Annotated in this window: 14 protein-coding genes, 1 tRNA gene and 1 pseudogene; 13 read left to right on the top strand and 3 right to left on the bottom strand. The window is 69.8% G+C overall.

Features of this window, described 5'->3' with window-relative positions; translation table 11 throughout:
- Both ACFWPS_RS45720 and ACFWPS_RS45715 read right to left on the bottom strand, forming a co-directional pair.
- Positions 1-120, bottom strand: a pseudogene (locus ACFWPS_RS45720) (DNA-directed RNA polymerase subunit alpha); the annotation flags it as partial.
- A gap of 347 nt (positions 121-467) precedes the next feature.
- A tRNA-Arg gene (locus ACFWPS_RS45715) sits at positions 468-539 on the bottom strand.
- Between the two features lie 182 nt (positions 540-721).
- On the opposite strand from ACFWPS_RS45715, the gene ACFWPS_RS45710 reads away from it, so the two are divergent.
- From ACFWPS_RS45710 to rho, 7 genes are all read left to right on the top strand, one after another.
- A complete protein-coding gene (locus ACFWPS_RS45710; RefSeq protein ID WP_383717895.1) occupies positions 722-1,156 on the top strand; it encodes a response regulator in 435 nt (144 codons plus the stop codon).
- Positions 1,157-1,324: 168 nt separating this feature from the next.
- Positions 1,325-2,302, top strand: coding sequence for an ArgS-related anticodon-binding protein NrtL (nrtL, locus tag ACFWPS_RS45705; RefSeq protein WP_383717893.1), 978 nt, complete (start codon positions 1,325-1,327; stop codon positions 2,300-2,302).
- Between the two features lie 19 nt (positions 2,303-2,321).
- Positions 2,322-3,713 (top strand): diaminopimelate decarboxylase, encoded by a 1,392-nt coding sequence (gene lysA, locus ACFWPS_RS45700; protein WP_383717890.1) that lies wholly within the window; start codon positions 2,322-2,324, stop codon positions 3,711-3,713.
- A gap of 134 nt (positions 3,714-3,847) precedes the next feature.
- Positions 3,848-5,140 (top strand): homoserine dehydrogenase, encoded by a 1,293-nt coding sequence (locus ACFWPS_RS45695; protein ID WP_383717887.1) that lies wholly within the window; start codon positions 3,848-3,850, stop codon positions 5,138-5,140.
- Between the two features lie 6 nt (positions 5,141-5,146).
- On the top strand, positions 5,147-6,205 hold the full coding sequence (gene thrC, locus ACFWPS_RS45690; RefSeq protein ID WP_383717885.1) for a threonine synthase: 1,059 nt from the start codon (positions 5,147-5,149) through the stop codon (positions 6,203-6,205).
- Positions 6,206-6,459: 254 nt separating this feature from the next.
- The gene (gene thrB / locus ACFWPS_RS45685; protein WP_383717883.1) at positions 6,460-7,401 is read left to right on the top strand and encodes a homoserine kinase; all 942 of its coding nucleotides are present in this window, start codon (positions 6,460-6,462) and stop codon (positions 7,399-7,401) included.
- Positions 7,402-7,804: 403 nt separating this feature from the next.
- Complete coding sequence (gene rho, locus ACFWPS_RS45680) at positions 7,805-9,853, top strand: transcription termination factor Rho (RefSeq protein WP_383717880.1); 2,049 nt, start codon at positions 7,805-7,807, stop codon at positions 9,851-9,853.
- A 295-nt stretch (positions 9,854-10,148) separates the two neighbouring features.
- On the opposite strand, the gene ACFWPS_RS45675 is transcribed toward rho, so the two are convergent.
- Positions 10,149-10,778 (bottom strand): hypothetical protein, encoded by a 630-nt coding sequence (locus tag ACFWPS_RS45675; protein ID WP_383717878.1) that lies wholly within the window; start codon positions 10,776-10,778, stop codon positions 10,149-10,151.
- Between the two features lie 212 nt (positions 10,779-10,990).
- Between ACFWPS_RS45675 and ACFWPS_RS45670 the strand changes: the two genes are divergently transcribed.
- The 6 genes from ACFWPS_RS45670 (at position 10,991) to prfA (ending at position 20,641) form a co-directional block, all read left to right on the top strand.
- The gene (locus tag ACFWPS_RS45670) at positions 10,991-12,652 is read left to right on the top strand and encodes a phospholipase A2 (protein WP_383717875.1); all 1,662 of its coding nucleotides are present in this window, start codon (positions 10,991-10,993) and stop codon (positions 12,650-12,652) included.
- Between the two features lie 146 nt (positions 12,653-12,798).
- Complete coding sequence (locus tag ACFWPS_RS45665) at positions 12,799-15,603, top strand: S8 family serine peptidase (RefSeq protein WP_383717873.1); 2,805 nt, start codon at positions 12,799-12,801, stop codon at positions 15,601-15,603.
- 165 nt (positions 15,604-15,768) lie between these two features.
- Entirely contained in the window at positions 15,769-17,580 is a 1,812-nt protein-coding gene (locus tag ACFWPS_RS45660; protein WP_383717870.1) for a trypsin-like serine protease, read from the top strand.
- A 230-nt stretch (positions 17,581-17,810) separates the two neighbouring features.
- Positions 17,811-18,944 carry an LCP family protein gene (locus tag ACFWPS_RS45655; RefSeq protein ID WP_383717867.1) on the top strand — a complete coding sequence of 378 codons (1,134 nt, stop codon included), beginning with the start codon at positions 17,811-17,813 and terminating at the stop codon, positions 18,942-18,944.
- 288 nt (positions 18,945-19,232) lie between these two features.
- Positions 19,233-19,457 (top strand): 50S ribosomal protein L31, encoded by a 225-nt coding sequence (gene rpmE / locus ACFWPS_RS45650; RefSeq protein WP_030049623.1) that lies wholly within the window; start codon positions 19,233-19,235, stop codon positions 19,455-19,457.
- A gap of 107 nt (positions 19,458-19,564) precedes the next feature.
- Positions 19,565-20,641: a peptide chain release factor 1 gene (prfA, locus tag ACFWPS_RS45645; RefSeq protein WP_359220722.1), complete on the top strand. Its 1,077-nt coding sequence runs from the start codon at positions 19,565-19,567 to the stop codon at positions 20,639-20,641.
- Positions 20,642-20,649 lie beyond the last annotated feature (8 nt).

Below are 20,649 nucleotides of genomic sequence, written 5' to 3'. Positions count from 1 at the left end.
ACGGCGAAGGGAGTTGCCGAGGGTGTAGCCGAAGCCCGGCTCCAGCGGCTCGATCACGAACCGGGAACGGAACTCGTCGACGACCTCTTCGGTCAGGGAAGGACGCTGAGCGATCAGCACGAGGTGTTGCCTCCAGAGGTTCGGCGCCCGCTATGTGACGCCGTAGACACCACGAAGAGTACGGGCGATACGGCCTGTCGGTTGGGAACCCCGTCCTGTGGGCGTTCCCACTCCGAAGGTTGCGGCTCGTGCGGGGCACTCGGCGGAGGTCCTGCTGAAGATCTACACCAAGGGAGCAGCCATCAGCGCATCCCTCTCAGGCACAGGCCAACGCCGTAGGCCATTACGTCGACATCGCGTGATCACTGTCATGGCGCTGCATCGAGCCGCATCCCCCGGCACAGACAACAAGACCCCGCACCCAGCAAACGCGCTGGCAGCGGGGTCTTTAGGCACCTTACTCAAGGTGCCCCCGGCAGGATTCGAACCTGCGCACACGGCTCCGGAGGCCGTTGCTCTATCCCCTGAGCTACGGGGGCGTCTGGCGTTGAGCTGTTGCTCGCGGCGACGGGTAGAACACTACCAGCTCGGTCGGGGTGATCAGGAACAGGTTTCCGGGGGTGCTCCCCCGCAGGGGGCGGAAGTCGGGAAAACCCGGACGCGGTTGCCGGTCCGGACCTACTCTCGAGTTGTGTCAGGGGCGTCGGGTCGGGTGCTTGTTGTGGACGACAACAAGGTCATCCGGCAGCTGATCAGGGTCAATCTCGAACTGGAGGGTATCGAGGTCGTGACCGCGGCCGATGGTGCCGAGTGTCTGGATGTCGTTCATCGGGTGCGCCCCGACGTGATCACTCTCGACGTCGTGATGCCCCGGCTCGACGGGCTGCGGACCGCCGCTCAGCTGCGCGCCGACCCCCGGACCCATGATCTGCCGCTCGCCATCGTCAGTGCCTGTACGCAGTACGAGGTCGAGACCGGCCTTGACGTCGGCGTCGACGCCTTCCTCGCCAAACCCTTCGAACCTGCCGAACTCGTCCAGCTGGTGCGGGAGTTGATCGAGCGGCGGCGAGGCGGCGCGGTGGGGGAGGAAGAGGGCGTGGGCGACGAGGTCCACTTCTCGGGGGAGCGGGCCGGGGGCAACCCCGCCTATCCGTGACTCCGGCGGATGCGTAGACCCGGCCGGCCGTACATCGCCGCGACCCCCGTAGGCCCGTGGGTCCGTGGGTCCCCGGGGCCGTAGGCCCGTACGCCGGTCCGTCCGCATCCCGGAACTCCGCCCGAACCGGCTCGCCTACCCACCCCCCTCCTCCCCTACGCTTGTCCCGTGACCCCCGTCGAGCTCTCCCGTACCGTGCTGCGCGCGGTGCGTCGTGCCGTGGACGAGGGAGAGCTCAGCGTGAGCGTGCCGGAGCGGGTCGTGGTGACGCCGCCGGGGCCCGGGGGTTGCGGGGACTACGCCACCAACATCGCGCTGCAGCTCGCCCGGCCCGCCGGACAGCCGCCGCTGCGGGTCGCCGAGATCCTGGTGCCCCGTCTCGCGGAGTGCGCCGGCGTCGAGGATGTCGTTGTCACCGGGCCGGGGTTTCTCAATATCTCCCTCAGCTCCGGCTCGTCGCCGACGGCCACCCTGGTCGGGGAAATCTGCGGCCTCGGGGTCGCCTACGGCCACGGCGACGCCCTCGCCGGGCAGGTCGTCGCGCTGCGGGTGCCGTACGACGTCCGGGCCGAGGTCGTCGCCGACGCGGTGGTGAGGATCGTTGCGACCCAGGGTGGGCGTGGTGAGGTCGGTCACGGTGAGCCGGTGAGTCTGCGGCCCGTTCCGGCGCCTGAGGACCCCGCCCCGCTCGGGGCCGACGCCGCCCAGTGGGCGTTGCTGCATCCGGCGGCGCACGACCGGCCGAGGATCACCGCCGACCATCTCGTGCAGCGGGAGAGCAATCCGCTGTTCCGGGTGCGGTACGCGCACGCCCGGGTGCGGGCCGTCGGGCGGGGGGCGGGGCGGCTCGGGTTCGACGCCGTGCCCGGCGACGTTCCCGACGCCCCGAGCGCCCTGGTCACCGCCCTCGCCGACTACCCCCGCATTCTGACCGGCGCGGCCACCCATCGTGCCCCCGACCGGCTCGCCCGGCATCTCGTCACCGTCGCGGATGCCGTCCTGCCGTTCCTGCCGACCGTGCTGCCCCGCGGTGAGGAGAAACCCTCGGCCGCCCACCGTGCCCGGCTCGCCCTCGCCGCAGCCGCCGGGACGGTGCTGGCCGGCGGCCTGTCCCTGCTCGGCATCGACGCACCCGATCACCTCTGAAGAGAGCGCCAGAAGAGCAATGAGCCGTTCCGCACATCCCGCCGGGCCCCGGCACGCCGATGTCCTTCCCGAGGGCCACTACGCCGCTCCGCCCACCGACCTCAACGCCCTCGACGCCAAGGTGTGGGCCCAGACCGTCACCCGGGACGCCGACGGGGTCGTCACCGTCGGCGGTGTCGACGTGAAGACCCTCGCCGAGGAGTTCGGCACGCCCGCCTACGTCCTCGACGAGGCCGACTTCCGGGCCCGGGCGCGCGCCTGGCGCACCGCCTTCGGCCCGGACGCCGACGTGTTCTACGCCGGGAAGGCGTTCCTGTCGCGGGCCGTGGTGCGCTGGCTGCACGAGGAGGGGCTCAATCTGGATGTGTGCTCCGGGGGCGAGCTGGCGACGGCCCTGTCCGCCGGCATGCCCGCCGACCGCATCGCCTTCCACGGCAACAACAAGTCCGAGGCGGAGATCCGCAGGGCCGTCGAGGCCGGCGTGGGGCGGATCGTGCTCGACTCCTTCCAGGAGATCGTGCGGGTCGCGCACATCGCGCAGGAGCTCGGCACGCGGCAGCGGGTGCAGATTCGTATCACCGTGGGTGTCGAGGCGCACACGCACGAGTTCATCGCCACCGCGCACGAGGACCAGAAGTTCGGGATTCCGCTCGCGGGCGGGCAGGCCGCGGAGGCCGTGCGGCGGGCCCTTCAGCTCGACGGTCTCGAACTGATCGGCATTCACTCGCACATCGGGTCGCAGATCTTCGACATGTCGGGCTTCGAGGTCGCCGCGCACCGGGTGGTGGGGCTGCTCAAGGACATCCGGGACGAGCACGGGGTCGAGCTCCCGGAGATCGACCTGGGGGGCGGGCTCGGGATCGCCTACACGAGCGACGACGACCCGCGCGAGCCGCACGAGATCGCCAAGGCGCTCACCGAGATCGTGACGCGGGAGTGCGAGGCCGCCAGGCTGCGGACGCCGCGGATCTCCGTGGAACCGGGCCGGGCCATCGTCGGGCCGACCGCCTTCACGCTCTACGAGGTCGGGACCATCAAGCCCCTCGACGGGTTGCGGACCTATGTGTCGGTCGACGGAGGCATGTCGGACAACATCCGCACCGCGCTGTACGACGCCGAGTACAGCGTCGCTCTCGTGTCACGGACGAGCGATGCCGAGCCGATCCTCGCCCGCGTCGTCGGCAAGCACTGCGAGAGCGGGGACATCGTGGTGAAGGACGCGTTCCTGCCGGGCGACCTGGCACCCGGTGACCTCATCGCCGTACCGGCCACCGGCGCCTACTGCCGCTCCATGGCCAGCAACTACAACCACGTGCTCCGGCCGCCCGTCGTGGCCGTGCGCGAGGGCGAGGCCCGGGTGATCGTCCGCCGGGAGACGGAGGAGGACCTGCTGCGTCTCGACGTCGGGTGACGCGGATGGAAGATCTCCTGTCTGCCATCCTCACAGAATGAAATAGATGTCTCACGATCCGGACGAAGGGTAGAAACTCCCGTCCGGTGAGTGAGACTGGTGCAACCGTAGACGGTATGAGGAAACGAGGTCGGATGATGCGTACGCGTCCGCTGAAGGTGGCGCTGCTGGGCTGTGGGGTTGTCGGCTCAGAGGTGGCGCGCATCATGACGACGCACGCCGACGACCTCGCCCAGCGGATCGGCGCTCCGATCGAGCTGGCCGGCGTCGCCGTACGACGGCCCTCCAAGGTCCGTGAGGGCATCGACCCGGGCCTGGTCACCACCGATGCCACCGCCCTCGTGAAACGCGGCGACATCGACGTGGTGGTGGAGGTCATCGGGGGGATCGAGCCCGCCCGCACCCTCATCACCACCGCCTTCGAGCACGGCGCGTCGGTCGTGTCGGCGAACAAGGCGCTGCTCGCCCAGGACGGCGCCGCCCTGCACGCCGTCGCCGAGCAGCACGGCAAGGACCTCTACTACGAGGCCGCCGTCGCCGGTGCCATCCCGCTGATCCGGCCGCTGCGCGAGTCCCTCGCCGGCGACAAGGTCAACCGGGTGCTCGGGATCGTCAACGGGACCACCAACTTCATCCTCGACAAGATGGACTCGACCGGGGCCGGCTACCAGGAGGCCCTCGACGAGGCCACCGCGCTCGGGTACGCGGAAGCCGACCCGACCGCCGACGTGGAGGGCTTCGACGCCGCCGCCAAGGCCGCCATCCTCGCCGGCATCGCCTTCCACTCGCGGGTCCGCCTCGACGACGTCTACCGCGAGGGCATGACCGAGGTCACCGCCGCCGACTTCGCCTCCGCCAAGAACATGGGCTGCACCATCAAGCTGCTCGCCATCTGCGAGCGCGCCGACGACGGCGGCTCGGTGACGGCACGCGTGCACCCCGCCATGATTCCGCTGACCCACCCGCTCGCCTCCGTGCGCGGTGCGTACAACGCCGTCTTCGTGGAGTCGGACGCCTCCGGTCAGCTGATGTTCTACGGGCCCGGCGCCGGCGGTGCGCCCACGGCCTCCGCGGTCCTCGGCGACCTGGTCGCCGTCTGCCGCAACCGGCTCAGCGGGGCAACGGGGCCCGGCGAGTCGGCGTACGCCGCCCTGCCCGTGTCGCCGATGGGCGACGTCGTCACGCGCTACCACATCAGCCTCGACGTCGCCGACAAACCGGGTGTTCTCGCCCAGGTCGCCACCGTGTTCGCCGAGCACGGGGTTTCCATCGATACGGTGCGGCAGACGGGCAAGGACGGCGAGGCCTCCCTCGTCGTCGTCACCCATCGGGCCTCCGACGCCTCCCTGTCCGGGACCGTCGAGGCGCTGCGCAAACTCGACACCGTGCGGGGTGTCGCCAGCATCATGCGGGTTGAAGGAGAGTAACCAGCAATGACCCACCAGTGGCGCGGAATCATCGAGGAGTACCGGGACCGACTCCCGGTGTCCGACACCACGCCGGTCGTGACGCTCCGCGAGGGCGGCACGCCCCTCGTGCCCGCGCAGGTGCTCTCCGAGCGCACGGGCTGCGAGGTCCACCTGAAGGTGGAGGGCGCCAACCCGACCGGGTCCTTCAAGGACCGCGGGATGACCATGGCCATCAGCAAGGCCAAGGAGGAGGGCGCGCAGGCGGTCATCTGCGCCTCCACCGGCAACACCTCGGCCTCCGCCGCCGCGTACGCCGTGCGCGCCGGGATGGTCTCCGCCGTGCTCGTGCCGCGGGGCAAGATCGCGCTCGGCAAGATGGGCCAGGCCCTCGTGCACGGCGCGAAGATCCTCCAGGTCGACGGCAACTTCGACGACTGCCTCACCCTCGCCCGCAAGCTGAGCGAGAACTACCCGGTGGCGCTGGTCAATTCGGTCAACCCGGTGCGCATCGAGGGCCAGAAGACGGCCTCCTTCGAGATCGTGGACATGCTCGGCGACGCGCCCGACATCCACGTCCTGCCGGTCGGCAACGCGGGCAACATCACCGCGTACTGGAAGGGGTACAAGGAGTACGCCGCGGACGGGATCGCCGCCAGGACCCCCCGGATGTGGGGATTCCAGGCCTCCGGTTCCGCGCCCATCGTGCGCGGCGAGATCGTCAAGGACCCGTCGACCATCGCCACCGCGATCCGCATCGGCAACCCCGCCTCCTGGCAGTTCGCGCTCGCGGCCCGGGACGAGTCCGGCGGCCTCATCGACGAGGTGACGGACCGTGAGATCCTGCGCGCCTACCGGCTGTTGGCCGCGCAGGAGGGTGTCTTCGTGGAGCCCGCCTCCGCCGCCTCCGTCGCCGGTCTGCTGAAGGCCGCCGAGCAGGGCAAGGTGGACCCGGGCCAGCGCATCGTCTGCACGGTCACCGGCAACGGTCTGAAGGACCCCGACTGGGCCGTGGCCGGCGCCCCGCAGCCGGTCACCGTGCCGGTCGACGCGGCCGCCGCGGCCGACCGTCTGGGCCTCGCCTAGAGAGTCACCGGAGGGCGTCCCGGACAGGGAACTCCCTAAGGAGGGGGCACAGGGGGCTTACGACACGCATCGTGCGCCTCCTGTGCGCCCTATGTCGCCACAGAACCTTCCTTCGATAGGCTGTACCGAACCCGCCCGCTGCATATGCCTCCGCATATGGTGCGGTGCCGCGCCGTCTCCACGGCCCGAGGGTCCCTCACGTACCTATCGAATGTCATTCGACCATCACGCAGCTCAAGGAGAGTCATCGAGCGATGGCCGGTCCAGCGTTCCGCGCCGCCGCCGTCCGGGTGCGCGTCCCCGCCACCAGCGCCAATCTCGGTCCGGGCTTCGACGCCCTGGGCCTCGCGCTGGGGCTCTACGACGACGTCGTCGTCCGGGTGGCCGACTCAGGGCTGCACATCGACATCGCGGGGGAGGGCAGCGAGACGCTGCCGCGTGACGAGAGCCATCTCCTCGTCCGCTCCCTGCGTACCGCCTTCGACCTGCTGGGCGGACAGCCCCGCGGTCTGGAGATCGTGTGCGCCAACCGCATCCCGCACGGCCGTGGCCTCGGCTCCTCCTCCGCCGCCATCTGCGCCGGCATCGTCGCCGCCCGTGCGGTGACGATAGGCGGCGAGGGCAGACTCGACGACGCGGCCCTGCTGGAGCTCGCCACCGAGATCGAGGGCCACCCCGACAACGTGGCGGCGTGTCTGCTCGGCGGCTTCACCCTCTCCTGGATGGAGGCCGGCGCCGCCCGGGCGATCAGGATGGAGCCCAAGGATTCCATCGTTCCGGTGGTTTTCGTGCCCGGGAAGCCGGTCCTCACCGAGACCGCGCGCGGACTGCTCCCGCGCACCGTGCCGCACGTCGACGCCGCCGCCAACGCGGGCCGTGCCGCCCTGCTCGTCGAGGCCCTCACCCGGCGCCCCGAGCTGCTGCTGCCCGCCACCGAGGACCGTCTGCACCAGGAGTACCGCGCCCCCGCCATGCCGGAGAGCGCCGCCCTGGTGGAGCGGCTGCGCGCCGACGGCATCCCGGCCGTGATCTCCGGTGCCGGCCCCACCGTGATGGCGCTCGCCGACGCCGGCAGCGCCGACAAGGTGCAGGCCCTGGCCGGTGCGGGCTGGGCCGCCAACCGGCTGAACCTCGATGTCCAGGGAGCGAGTGTGCTTCCGCTCGCGCCCGCCAATGACAATTCCAGCGACATGTGACGCGCACGATTGCCGGATTTGGAGAGGGGGAATGTTTGTTGGATCCGGTAGTGTTAACCTCAAGTCTGCACCCGACCCCACCATGGCGAGGTGCATCGTGTCCCCGTCCGGGACAGACATTCTTCCGGGAGTCTCCCAAGCCACTCAGCGTTCTGTATGACGTACCTGGGCAGTACGCCGTACCCGGGCACTGAGCCGGCCGCTGGGCCGCTCCGGAATTGGTGCTACCACGCCTCGTGACACCGGGTGCCACCGGCTGAGGAAGCGCCGTCATCAGAAATTCTCTCCGCCGCTTAGGCGGACCACCGCCCCGGCACGGTCCACACAGCAAGGACCGAAGCCGGACAGCACAACCGGTCGCCGAGCCAGACAGGCCGACGTCCGCTCCAGGGAAGGACCCTTCGTGAGCGACACCACCGATCTGATGGGCGCACGTGTCGAGGAGACCGCTGCCGCGCCCGCCACGGACGCCTCCGCGCCTGCCTCCGGTGCCGGCTCCCGGCGGCGCCGCGGTACCGGCCTCGAGGGCATGGTGCTGGCCGAGCTTCAGCAGGTCGCATCCGGCCTCGGCATCAGGGGCACCGCGCGCATGCGCAAGAGCCAGCTGATCGAGGTCATCAAGGAGGCGCAGGCCGGTGGGGGAGCCCCCGCCAAGGCCGAGACCGCCACCGAGACCAAGCCGAAGCGCCGGGCCACCTCCAAGGCCCGTACGGGCGAGGAGGCCGCCGAGAAGAAGGCGGAGCAGGCCGCCGAGGCCCCCGCCGAGAAGGCCGTGGCCCAGCAGCAGATCGAGATCCCCGGCCAGCCGGCCGGCGGTACCTCCCGCACGGGCGAGGCCGAGCGCGGCGGGGACGACGCCCCGGCCGAGCGCCGCCGTCGCAGGGCCACCGCCGAGGCCGGCAGCCCCACCGCCACGGGCGCCGAGACCATCGCCGCCGAGGCGAAGACCGAGCCGAAGGCGGAGACGCCCGCGCAGCCCCAGCAGCAGGGCGAGGCCAAGGCCGACGCCGGTGACGACGGCCGTGGCCGCCGTGACCGCCGTGACCGTGGCCGTGACCGGCGCAACAAGGGCGACGAGCAGCAGGGCGGCGGCCAGGGCGGTCAGGGCGGCCGTCAGGACCGCCAGGACCGGCAGGACCGTCAGCCGCAGCAGCCCCAGCAGCAGGGCGGCGGCCGTCAGGACCGCAACGCCGGCCCGCAGGACGACGACGAGTTCGGTGACCGTCGTGGCCGTCGTGGCCGTTACCGGGACCGTCGTGGCCGTCGTGGGCGTGACGAGATCGGCGGCGCCGAGCCGCAGGTCGCCGACGACGACGTCCTGATCCCCGTCGCGGGCATCCTCGACATCCTCGACAACTACGCGTTCATCCGGACCTCCGGCTACCTGCCCGGTCCGAACGACGTGTACGTCTCCCTCGCCCAGGTCCGCAAGAGCGGCCTGCGCAAGGGCGACCACGTCACCGGTGCGGTCCGCCAGCCCAAGGAGGGCGAGCGCCGCGAGAAGTTCAACGCGCTGGTCCGCCTCGACTCCGTCAACGGCATGGCGCCCGAACAGGGCCGTGGCCGCCCGGAGTTCAACAAGCTGACGCCGCTGTACCCGCAGGACCGGCTCCGTCTGGAGACCGACCCGGGCGTGCTGACCACCCGCATCATCGACCTCGTCGCGCCGATCGGTAAGGGCCAGCGCGGTCTGATCGTGGCCCCGCCGAAGACCGGCAAGACCATGATCATGCAGGCGATCGCCAACGCGATCACGCACAACAACCCCGAGTGCCACCTGATGGTCGTCCTTGTCGACGAGCGTCCGGAAGAGGTCACCGACATGCAGCGGTCGGTCAAGGGCGAGGTCATCTCCTCGACCTTCGACCGCCCGGCCGAGGACCACACCACGGTCGCCGAGCTGGCGATCGAGCGCGCCAAGCGCCTGGTGGAGCTGGGCCACGACGTCGTCGTGCTGCTCGACTCGATCACGCGTCTGGGCCGTGCGTACAACCTGGCGGCGCCGGCCTCCGGCCGCATCCTGTCCGGTGGTGTCGACTCGACCGCCCTGTACCCGCCGAAGCGCTTCTTCGGTGCGGCCCGCAACATCGAGGACGGCGGCTCGCTGACCATCCTCGCCACCGCCCTGGTGGACACCGGGTCCCGCATGGACGAGGTGATCTTCGAGGAGTTCAAGGGCACGGGCAACGCCGAGCTGAAGCTCGACCGGAAGCTCGCGGACAAGCGCATCTTCCCGGCGGTGGACGTCGACGCGTCCGGCACCCGTAAGGAAGAGATCCTGCTCGCCCCCGACGAGCTTGCCATCGTCTGGAAGCTGCGCCGGGTGCTGCACGCCCTCGACCAGCAGCAGGCGGTCGAACTGCTCCTCGACAAGATGAAGCAGACGAAGTCGAACGCCGAATTCCTGATGCAGATCCAGAAGACGACGCCGACGCCGGGCAACGGCGACTGAGCGCTGTCGTAGAACAAAGAAAAGGCCGCCCCCTGCAAGCCGCAGGGGGCGGCCTTTTGTGCTGTGATGCCCGGAACATCGCGGGCCCGCCCTGTGTATTTATTCCAGTCGCATCGATCCAGCCCCCTTTACCTCGACTTTGCCGAGGTAAAGGGGTCGGCAGCGGAAGCGGCGAACGTGGATGGGCTCATTTTGATCGGTGCCGGGGACCGCATCCGGCGTGGGCTCCACGCGCGCGAAGCGGTCTCCGGTCCACCAGTGCGGCCGAAAACCGGTCTCGGCGGAAGGCGGGCGATCACGTCCCGTCGGACAACAGCTTCTTGACTGCGAACGATCCGGTGGCGGGAGCCACGCACGGGGTGACATCCGTTTCCTCGCCCGCCGCCGTACCCGCCTCGCAGAGTCGGCCGCCCTTCTCGCGCAGGTCGAGGTAGAAGCGCGTGACCTTGCCGTCCTGCTTGAGGCCGTGGATGCGCTCGTCGATGTAGCCGAGGCTGTTCAGGCTCTTGCGAACCTTGGCGGGGGTGGGTTCCGAGACCGCCTGCAGCGCCTGGATGATGCGCTGTTCGTGCTGGACGCTCGCACACCGGTCTCGCTCGCTCAACTGCGCCTCCGTGGGGGCACCGGGCTCGATCGGTTCTGCCGGGGGAGTCTCGCCGGGTGCGAGGCTCTGCTTCCCTTCCGGGCCGGTCGGGTCCGCGCCGGCAGGTCCGGATGCGGACCCGACGCTCGAAGAGCACGGCTGCGCGACCTTGTCGAGCATCACCGCGAACGCGGCCTGCTCGGGGGTCGACCGGGTGGCGCTCCCACGGCCGTTCGACCCGTTGTTTCCACAGCCGGTGAGCGCCAGCGCGGCGAGGGCGACGGCCGCAAGGGCGCGCCGGGGGCGGGCGAACGCGCTGATGGGGGCAGCGATGGGTGTCATGCGCGCAGTCTCGGGCCACCACCCCGCGCCGCGCATGAGTACGCGTACTCATTTACCCGGGCTGTTCGCTTTCAATAGCCGGTGCTTTACCTGCCCATGGGAAGCGGGATTGTGTATTCCGTTTCTGGTGCTTGTGAAAGTGATCGGAGTTGATCTAGTGTCCGCAGCGGTCATTCAGATCATTCACGCTTTGCTACACGAGGGGGGAACTCGTGCGCAGAATTGTGCTGCCCGTATTCGCGGCGCTGTCCTTGTCCCTGCTGCTCCCACAGGAGATTGCGGGGGCGGCACCTGCGGGCGCATCGCTCGCCCCGGCGGCCACAGTCGTCGATCCGCCGCTGGCGGAGGGCGAGACCGAACAGGTCGGTCCCGGGGTCTACTCGACCGCGGACAAGTCCTTCGAGATCTACGAGACAGACGTGGCAGAAGGCCTCATGAGCCGCAGCCACACGGTCAACGCCCAGGCGGGTGGTGTCGCCAAGCCGGAGTCCGCACCCGCGTCCCGCCCGGAGATGGGCGTCTTCGGTCCGGGCTGGGAAGCCGAGTTCATGGGGGGCCAGCTCAACCGCAAGCTGGAGCAGAAGGCCGACTCCGTCGTCGTCACCGACCTCGACGCGAACGTCCCGATCACCTACGCACTGACGAGCAGTGTCGACTTCCCGAGCGGTGGCGGAGTCCAGAAGTACGCGACCGCCGCGGGCAGCAAGCTGACCGTGACCACCAAGTTCGACGAGGCGACCGGCACCCTGGTGTCCACCGCCGCCGAGGTCATCAGCGCGCCCGCGTCGGCTGTGGACGCGGATCAGTCCGCCGACACCGACGGCAGCGCTCCCGTCGGCATCGCCACGCTGACCCCCACCTACACCTGGAAGCAGGTCGCCGGGGGTACCGACACCTGGCGCGTCACCGGCGTCGGCAACGTTGCCGACGGCAGCCTCTCCACCGCCGCCTACGACGCTCAGGGCCGGATCTCCACCGTCAAGGAGGCCGCCGCCGGGGACACCCCGGAGCAGTCGCTGTCGGTCAAGTACTCGGCCGCCACCACGGCCACGGGCACGACTCCCGGTGAGTTCGCGGGGCGTGCCAAGGAGATCAACCTCACCGTCGGTACCACAACGCAGACGCTCGCGCGGTACTCCTACGACGCCTCGGGTCTGCTGCGCTCGGTGGTCAACCCGGTCGAGGCCGCCGAGCCGGTCGCCTCGTACGCCTACGACTCCACCGGCCGTGTCTCCGACGTCACTTCGACGTCCAACGGTGCCTGGGAGCTGACGTTCCCGGGCGATTCGGCCGCCCCGAACGTCGAGTCCGACGGCCCCGCGCGACCGACCGCCGAGTCGACCTTCCACGGCGCGGCCGACATCACCAACGCCGCCGCCACCGCCCCGCCGGCGACGGACTTCACCGGCGGGGAGATCTCCGACCCGGAGGCCTACCCCCGCCACTGCAACCGCGCGACGGACTGGCTGTGGTACCTCGAGGACGGCTGCGCCGCGTGGGCCGCGCACTACGGCTGGCACAAGCCGCTCTGGAAGCAGACGCCGACCGGCAACTGGGTCGTGGGCATCAACAACGACGGTTGCAGCACCCCGGGTCCCAACATCAGCAAGCCGGGCGGCTTCAACTTCCGGAGCGCGTGCGACATGCACGACTACGGCTACGGCCTGATCGGCAACACGTACAAGGGCTACAAGTACTACCTCGACCGCAGCAAGAAGTCGAACGTCGACAACGCCTTCTACACCACGATGAAGACATACAGCTGCAAGGCCTACTTCATCCTGGCCAGGCCTGATTGCTACGGCTACGCGTATGTCTACTACAAGGCCGTGGGCCTGAAGGGCAACCCGAAGAACGGCGCCAACGCCACCTGATCCGCGGCACCGCCTTCTGACCGATCTCGCCCACGAGCGGTCTGGCCGGACGGCGGAACCCTTCGCCGTCCGGCCATTTCGCGCTCGGCTCTTCCCCACATACGCGTCAGCGGGCTCAGCCATGCCCGCTTCCCACCGGAGTTTCAGTGAAAAGACCCCTATGGATCACGGTCGTCACCGTGGTGACGGCCGTGACGCTCGGCGCCGTGCCGGCCCAGGCCGCTGTGCCGCACAGTGCCGCCGCGGCGGCCGCGGCGACCGGTGATCCGATCGATCCGCCGTTGTACGACGCGACCTCGTCCGGCGGCATCGCCCGCGTCAACGTCGTCACCGGGAACCGCACGGACCTCTCCGCCGCGGCGTCGGCCGGTGAGACGGTGCAGTCGTTCAAGACCCTGCCGGTCGTCACCCTCAAGGTCGACCGCGGCGGGCTGGACCAGCTGGCCGCCCAGCCGGGCGTGGTCAGTGTCACTCAGGACGTCCCGGCGCGGCCGTCGCTGGACGAGAGCGTCCCGATCATCGGCGCCGACCAGGCCTACGCACAGGGCCTGACCGGTGCGGGCAGCGTGGTGGCCGTCCTGGACACCGGGATCGCCACCCATCACCCGTTCCTCAAGGACCGGGTCATCTCCGAGGCGTGCTTCTCGACGACCGACCCCGACCTCGGCGCCACCAGCCTGTGTCCTGACGGGACCGATCACCAGGAGGGGTCGGGCTCGGCCGACTCCGGGACCGGCCCCTGCGCGACCATCGCCGAGTGCGACCACGGGACGCACGTGGCGGGCATCATCGCCGGCAACGGCGAGGGCATCACCGGAGCTCCCCAGCGCGGTGTCGCCCCCGGTGCGAACATCATCGCCCTCCAGGTGTTCAGCAAGTTCGACTCCGAGGACTACTGCGGCCCCGGTGCCGCACCGTGCGTGGGCAGCTTCACCAGTTCCCAACTGGCCGCCCTGGAGAAGGTGCTGCAACTGCGGCAGTCCGGGACACCGCTGGTGGCGGCGAACCTGAGCCTGGGCGCCGGCCGGTACGCCTCCGCCTGCGAGAACGACGCGCGCAAGGCGGCCATCGACAGCCTGCTCGCCGCCGGGGTCGCCACCGTGGTCGCGGCCGGCAACAGCGGGTACACCGACGCGGTGAGCGCACCCGGCTGCGTTCCCTCCGCGATCACGGTCGGTGCCACCACCGACGACGACCAGCTGTCCGCGTTCACCGACCGCGGCCCGCTGCTGGACCTGCTCGCCCCCGGTACCAGCATCGTCTCCTCGGTTCCGGGTGACGGGTACGCCTCGAAGAGCGGCACCTCCATGGCCGCGCCGCATGTGGCCGGTGCCCTCGCGATCCTGCGGCAGGCGTTCCCGAACGACAGCGTCGCGAACCTGGAGTCGCGGCTCGAGAGCAGCGGAAAGACCGTTTCCTACACGGGCGCCGACACGCCCCGCATCGACGTCGCCCAGGCGCTCGGCGCCACCGTTCAGCCGGCGACCACCGGCAGCGACTTCAACTGCGACAAGAAGGAGGACATGGCCGTCGCCGACCCCGAGGCGACCGTCGGCGGTGACGCCAAGGCCGGCCTCGTACGGGTCGTGTACGGCGGTGGCAAGGGCATGTCCGAGCTGAACCAGGACCTCGCCTCGGTGCCCGGCGACGCCGAGCCGAACGACTACTTCGGCGACTCCCTCGCCACCGTCGACTACAACAAGGACGGCTGCACCGACCTGGTCGTCGGCACCTCCCGCGAGGACGTCGGCAGCGCGACGGACGCCGGCACCGTGGACGTGCTCTACGGAGCCTCCGGCGGCCTCGGTACCGGCAAGGCGGCACTCCACCTCGAACAGGGCACGGGCGCCGAGGGCATCCTCGCCGCGTCCTCGGAATCCGGGGACCGCATGGGTGCCGCCGTTGCCGCGGGCCTCACGCTCGACCAGGAGCCGTACCTGGTCATCGGAGTCCCCGGTGAGGACATCGACGGCAAGACGGACGCGGGTGCCGTCTTCTATCTGCGCGGCAGCGTCAACCGGACACTGGTCCAGGGCAGTTCGGGGGTGGCGGGAACGCTGGAGGCGGGCGACAAGTTCGGCTCTTCCGTGGCCGCGAGCCCTGAGTACGTGGTGGTCGGCATACCGGGCGAGGGTGTCGTGCCCGGCCCCGGCCCGAACGCAACCGAGGTGGTGGCGGGTCAAGTCGACGTGATGACCCATGAACTGAACGACAGCGGCGTCCCGGCCCATGTGGGATCCATCGACGAGGCCAGCCCGTCCGTGAGCGATCAGGCCGAGGCGGGGGACCAGTTCGGTGCGTCGGTCGCGGCCACCCAGGCTCTGGTCTACCGGGGCTTGCCGTGGCCCCTGCGGACCACGTACATCGCCATCGGTGTCCCGGGGGAGGACCTCACCTACGGCGGGGCGGCCAAGGCCGACGCCGGACGTGCCGTCGTCGTCAGGGTGACGAAGAGTTTCGGGATCTCGGAAGTCAACACGGGCTACGACCAGTCGCCGGACGACGTCACCGGAGCACCCGAGGCCGGTGACCGCATGGGCGCCCAGGTCGCCCTCGTCAACCGGGATCCGGGGACGGTCGCGACCGACGCGAGTCTGGTGATGGCCGTCGGCGTGCCGGGCGAGGACATCGGCACGGTCGCCGACGCGGGCGCCGTGATGGTCTTCGGTCTGTACAGCGCGCCGGGTGCCACCGACCGATGGATCGAGGCCGGCAACGCCTCCGGCATGCCGGGATCCCCGACCGCCGCGCAGGCGGCGGGCACCAGTCTGTACGGCACGCGGGCCAACCTCTACATCGGTATGCCCTTCGGGCCGGGCGCCTACGGCTCCCTCTACTCGATGCCGTGGGCGAACGTGACCGGAGGCACCGCACAGCCGGTCACCACCTACGCACCGGGCACAGGTGGCCTGCCGGCTGCCGGGCTGCGGTTCGGCACGTCGGCTCGGTGAGCGACGGCTCCGCGGACGCGTAGCCTCGACCGTCTCGGAACAGAGCAAAGCGCCGCCCCCGCGTCCTGCGGGGGCGGCCCTTTGCGTTTCCTTCTCCGATGTACGATCACGCCCTTCGGTCGGTTGACCGAATCACGAACTTCTGTTCCCAAGGGGGGGACTTAGGTGGGTACAGCCACGTCCGGGACCGGTCGCCACAGACGCCGGATACGTTTCGCCCTGCCGGTTGCCGCGGCCGGAATCGCCGCCGCGGTCACGGCCGCACTGATCTCGAACTCCGCCAGTGCGGCCACCCAGCCGGTGCCGACGGTCAAGCCGGCCGTCAGCACCACGTCGCAGGCCACGCTGAGACAGGGCGTCGCCGACGCCGCCGCCGCCGTCGAGAGCAAGGCCACCACGACGAAGGCGTCGAGCAGCGCTTCCGCCGTCTCGCCGAAGATCATCGGTGGCGGAACGACCACCATCTCCTCGGCGCCCTGGATGGCCCAGCTCTGGTACGACGGCACCGACATCAGCTTCTTCTGCGGCGGCACGGTCGTCTCGCCGACGAAGATCCTCACCGCCGCGCACTGCGTCAGGGACGAGAACGGCAAGGCCTACAACTGGGCGGCCAACGGTTACATCGTCACCGGCACCGCCAGCCTGCCCGACGGCACCGATCTGCACGGCGGTACCGTCACCCGCGTAGCGCGCCAGTGGAACCACCCGTCGTTCAGCCCGACGACCATCAACAACGACATCGCCGTGCTCACCCTGACCAAACCGGTCAAGGCCACGCCGATCAGGCTGACGACCAGCACCGACACGACCTCCTACAAGGCCGGCACCAGCGCCAAGGTCTACGGCTGGGGCCGCACCAGCTCCACCTCGGACGACATCTCCGAGACGCTGAAGACCGCCACCCTGCCGATGCAGTCCGACGGCACCTGCTCGGGCTACTTCGGCAGCCTGTACACCAAGACCCACATGGTCTGCGCCGGCAAGCCCGCCACCGGCTCCGACACCGGCTCCACCGCCACATGCAACGGTGACTCCGGCGGCCCGCTGGTCGTCGGCGGCCGGATCGTCGGCGTGGTCTCCTGGGGTGTCACGGATGGCACCACGGAGTGCGTCGTGACAGGCTCCTACAGCGTCTTCACGAAGGTCAGCACCTATGTCGGTGCCGCCTACGCACAGATCACCGACACCAACCTGAGCCAGTTCAACAACCTCAACGACGGCAAGGCCGACCTGTTCGCCCGCAAGTCGTCGACCAAGGTCGGTTACGAGCTGGACTCCAAGGGCACCTCGCTCGCCTCCCGCTTCTCCTGGGGCGACTTCAGCGGCGTCAACACGATCCTGCAGGCCGACCTCGACCGCGACGGCTACCAGGACCTCGTCTACCGGTTGGCCTCCAGCGGTGACGTCTACTGGGATCACGTCGTGCTGAACAGCGACCAGACCAGCGGCTCCTGGGTCAAGACGAAGATCTTCACCAACTGGAAGACCCGCAAGGCCATCGTCATCCCCGGTGACCTCACCGGCGACTACCTGCCCGACGTGCTCTCCGAGGACTCCAGCGGCGTGCTGTGGCTGTACCCGGGCAAGGGCGACGGCACCTTCGCCGCCCGCGTCCGCATCGGCGGCGGCTGGAGCCAGTACAACCAGCTGCGCGGCGTCGGCGACTTCAACGGCGACGGCAAGGCCGACCTGCTGGCCCGCAAGAGCAGCGGCGGCGACCTCTACCTGTACAAGGGCACCGGCAAGTCCGGTACCGGCCTCTTCTCGGCCCGCGTGAAGGTCCGCTCCGGCTGGACCGGCTTCAACACCCTCGCCGCGGTCGGCGACCTGACCGGCGACGGCAAGGCCGACCTCGTGGCCCGGACGACCGGCGGCACGCTGTACCTCTACCCGGGCACCGGCAAGGCGACCAGTGAGATCTTCGGCACAAGGAAGTCGCTCGGTACCGGTTTCCAGCAGTACGACATCTTCGGCTGACATACCTGGTGAGCGGGGGTTCGCCCGCACTTGCCCGATGACGTCCGATCACTCAGCGTGCCCATCGCTCCACGCGGTGGGCACGCTGCGTTGTGCAACCCTTTCCCGAGTTTCGCCGTCTGACCATGCGGAGCGACGATGGTCCGGATACGTGCCGATGATCCCGGTACGCCGGGCCTGACCCTGAAAGCTGGGGGTAACCGAGCAGTCGTACGAGAACAGAGGAGCGCATGTCCGCCGAGAGCACGCCGGAGCCTGGCATACCCGAGGCCGGCCCGAAGGGTCCGGGCCGCCGGAGCCGGGGCCGCCGCCGCAAGGCCCCCAGCCGGGGCCGCAGGGCGCTGCTCGTCACGGCCTGGACGGCGGCCGGCATCCTCGTGCTCGGCGGCACCGGTGTCGGCTACCTGTACTTCAAGCTCAACGGCAACCTCAAGACCGTCGACATCAACCAGGCGCTCGGCACCGACCGGCCCACCAAGGTCGACAACGGCTCCGAGAACATCCTGGTCCTCGGCTCCGACTCGCGCTCCGGCTCCAACAAGAAGCTGGGCGGCGGCACCGACGACGGCAGCGCCCGTTCCGACACGGCGATGATCATCCACGTCTACGAGGGACACAGGAAGGCCGCCGTGGTCTCCGTCCCCCGGGACACCCTGATCGACCGCCCCTCCTGCACCGACGCGCAGGGCACCACCCACTCCGCCGCGACCGGCGTGATGTTCAACTCCGCGTACTCCACGGGCGGCGCGGCCTGTGCGGTCAAGACCGTCGAATCGATCACCGGCATCCGCATGGACCACTACCTGGAGGTCGACTTCTCGGGCTTCCAGAAGCTCGTCGACGAGCTCGGCGGGGTCACGGTGACCACGACGAAGACCATCGACGACCGGGAGAGCCACCTCGACCTCAAGGCCGGCACCCACACGCTGGACGGCAAGCAGGCCCTCGGCCTGGTCCGCACCCGGCACGGCGTCGGCGACGGCTCCGACCTGGGCCGCATCCAGCTCCAGCAGGCGTTCGTCAAGGCCCTGATCGACCAAGTCAAGCAGGTGGGCGTGTTCACCAGCCCCAAGAAGCTGTACGACCTGGCCGACACCGCGACGAAGACGGTCACCACCGACTCCGACATCGGCTCGGTGAACTCCCTGATCGGCTTCGCGAACGGCCTGAAGTCCATCAGCTCCAAGAACATGCACATGGTGACGATGCCGGTCGAGTACGACCCGGCGAACCCGAACCGGGTGATAGTGGCCGAGGCGAAGGCGAAGCTGGTCTGGAAGGCCCTGAAGAACGACACGCCGATCCCGGCGAGCGCCACGAAGGGCACGGCGACGGGACAGGCCAAGGGGGTCGTGACGTCGTAGTCCGGCTGCGGGTGAGTGGGGGCTGATCGCGCAGTTCCCCGCGGCTGACGCCCCTGAAAGGGGCGCGGGGAACTGCGCGAACAACCCACGACGACCCGCACCCGCGTACGGCGAAAGCGTGGCACCCCCTTCGGCGCGACCATCCCCCCGCACCCTTGGGAATACCTCGCCGCTCCCCCCGGTTTTGGGCTATGCGGCCAGCCCTGGCAGACTGGTACGTCGGCCCCGGTTCACGCCCCGCAAGCCCGCGAAGGCGACCCGGTGCCCTCCCGATATCTAGGAGACACCTTGAAGCGCGAGATCCACCCCGAGTACGTCGAGACGCAGGTCAGCTGTACCTGTGGCGCGTCGTTCACCACCCGTAGCACGATCACCAGCGGCACCATCCGCGCCGAGGTCTGCTCCGAGTGCCACCCGTTCTACACGGGCAAGCAGAAGATCCTCGACACCGGTGGCCGTGTGGCCCGCTTCGAGGCCCGCTTCGGCAAGGCTGCCGCCGGCTCCAAGAAGTAGCGAGCCCCATTTCGCCGGTCCACGGCCACGCCCCGACGAGGGCGTGCCCGGGACCGGCGTTTTTGGTCGCCCGCCTTCCCTTCCGTACGCAGTATCAGGAGCCCAAAATGTTCGAGGCCGTCGAGGAACTCGTCGTCGAGCACGCAGACCTGGAGAAGAAGCTCGCCGACCCGTCGGTCCACGCCGACCAGGCCAACGCGCGCAAGCTGAACAAGCGCTACGCCGAACTCACCCCGATCGTCGCCACGTTCCGCTCCTGGAAGCAGACCGGCGACGACATCGAGACCGCGCGTGAACTGGCCGCCGACGACCCCGACTTCGCCGCCGAGGTCAAGGAGCTGGACAAGCAGCGCGACGAGCTCACCGAGAAGCTGCGCCTGCTGCTCGTACCCAGGGACCCGTCCGACGACAAGGACGTCATCCTGGAGATCAAGGCCGGCGCCGGCGGCGACGAGTCCGCCCTGTTCGCCGGTGATCTCCTGCGCATGTATCTCCGGTACGCGGAGCGCGTCGGCTGGAAGACCGAGATCATCGACTCCACCGAGTCCGAGCTCGGCGGCTACAAGGACGTCCAGGTCGCCGTGAAGACCAAGGGCGGCCAGGGCGCCACCGAGCCCGGGCAGGGCGTCTGGGCTCGGCTGAAGTACGAGGGCGGCGTGCACCGTGTGCAGCGCGTCCCGGCGACCGAGTCGCAGGGCCGTATCCACACCTCGGCGGCCGGTGTGCTCGTCACGCCCGAGGCCGAGGAGGTCGACGTCGAGATCAACCCGAACGACCTCCGGATCGACGTCTACCGGTCCTCCGGGCCCGGCGGGCAGTCCGTCAACACCACCGACTCCGCCGTGCGCATCACGCACCTCCCCACCGGAGTCGTCGCCTCCTGCCAGAACGAGAAGAGCCAGCTGCAGAACAAGGAGCAGGCCTTGCGTATCCTGCGCTCCAGGCTGCTCGCCGCGGCACAGGAGGAAGCGGAGAAGGAGGCCGCCGACGCCCGCCGCAGCCAGGTCCGCACCGTCGACCGCTCCGAGAAGATCCGCACGTACAACTTCCCGGAGAATCGTCTCTCGGACCACCGCGTCGGCTTCAAGGCGTACAACCTGGACCAGGTCCTGGACGGCGACCTCGACGCGGTGATCCAGGCCTGCGTCGACGCGGACTCGGCCGCGAAGCTGGCGGCCGCCTAGGGGGTGTC

It is taken from the genome of Streptomyces sp. NPDC058457 (assembly GCF_042720695.1).
GTDB lineage: Bacteria > Actinomycetota > Actinomycetes > Streptomycetales > Streptomycetaceae > Streptomyces.
The sequence above is the reverse complement of the archived record's forward strand: the minus strand, read 5'-3'. Positions and strand labels throughout refer to the sequence as shown.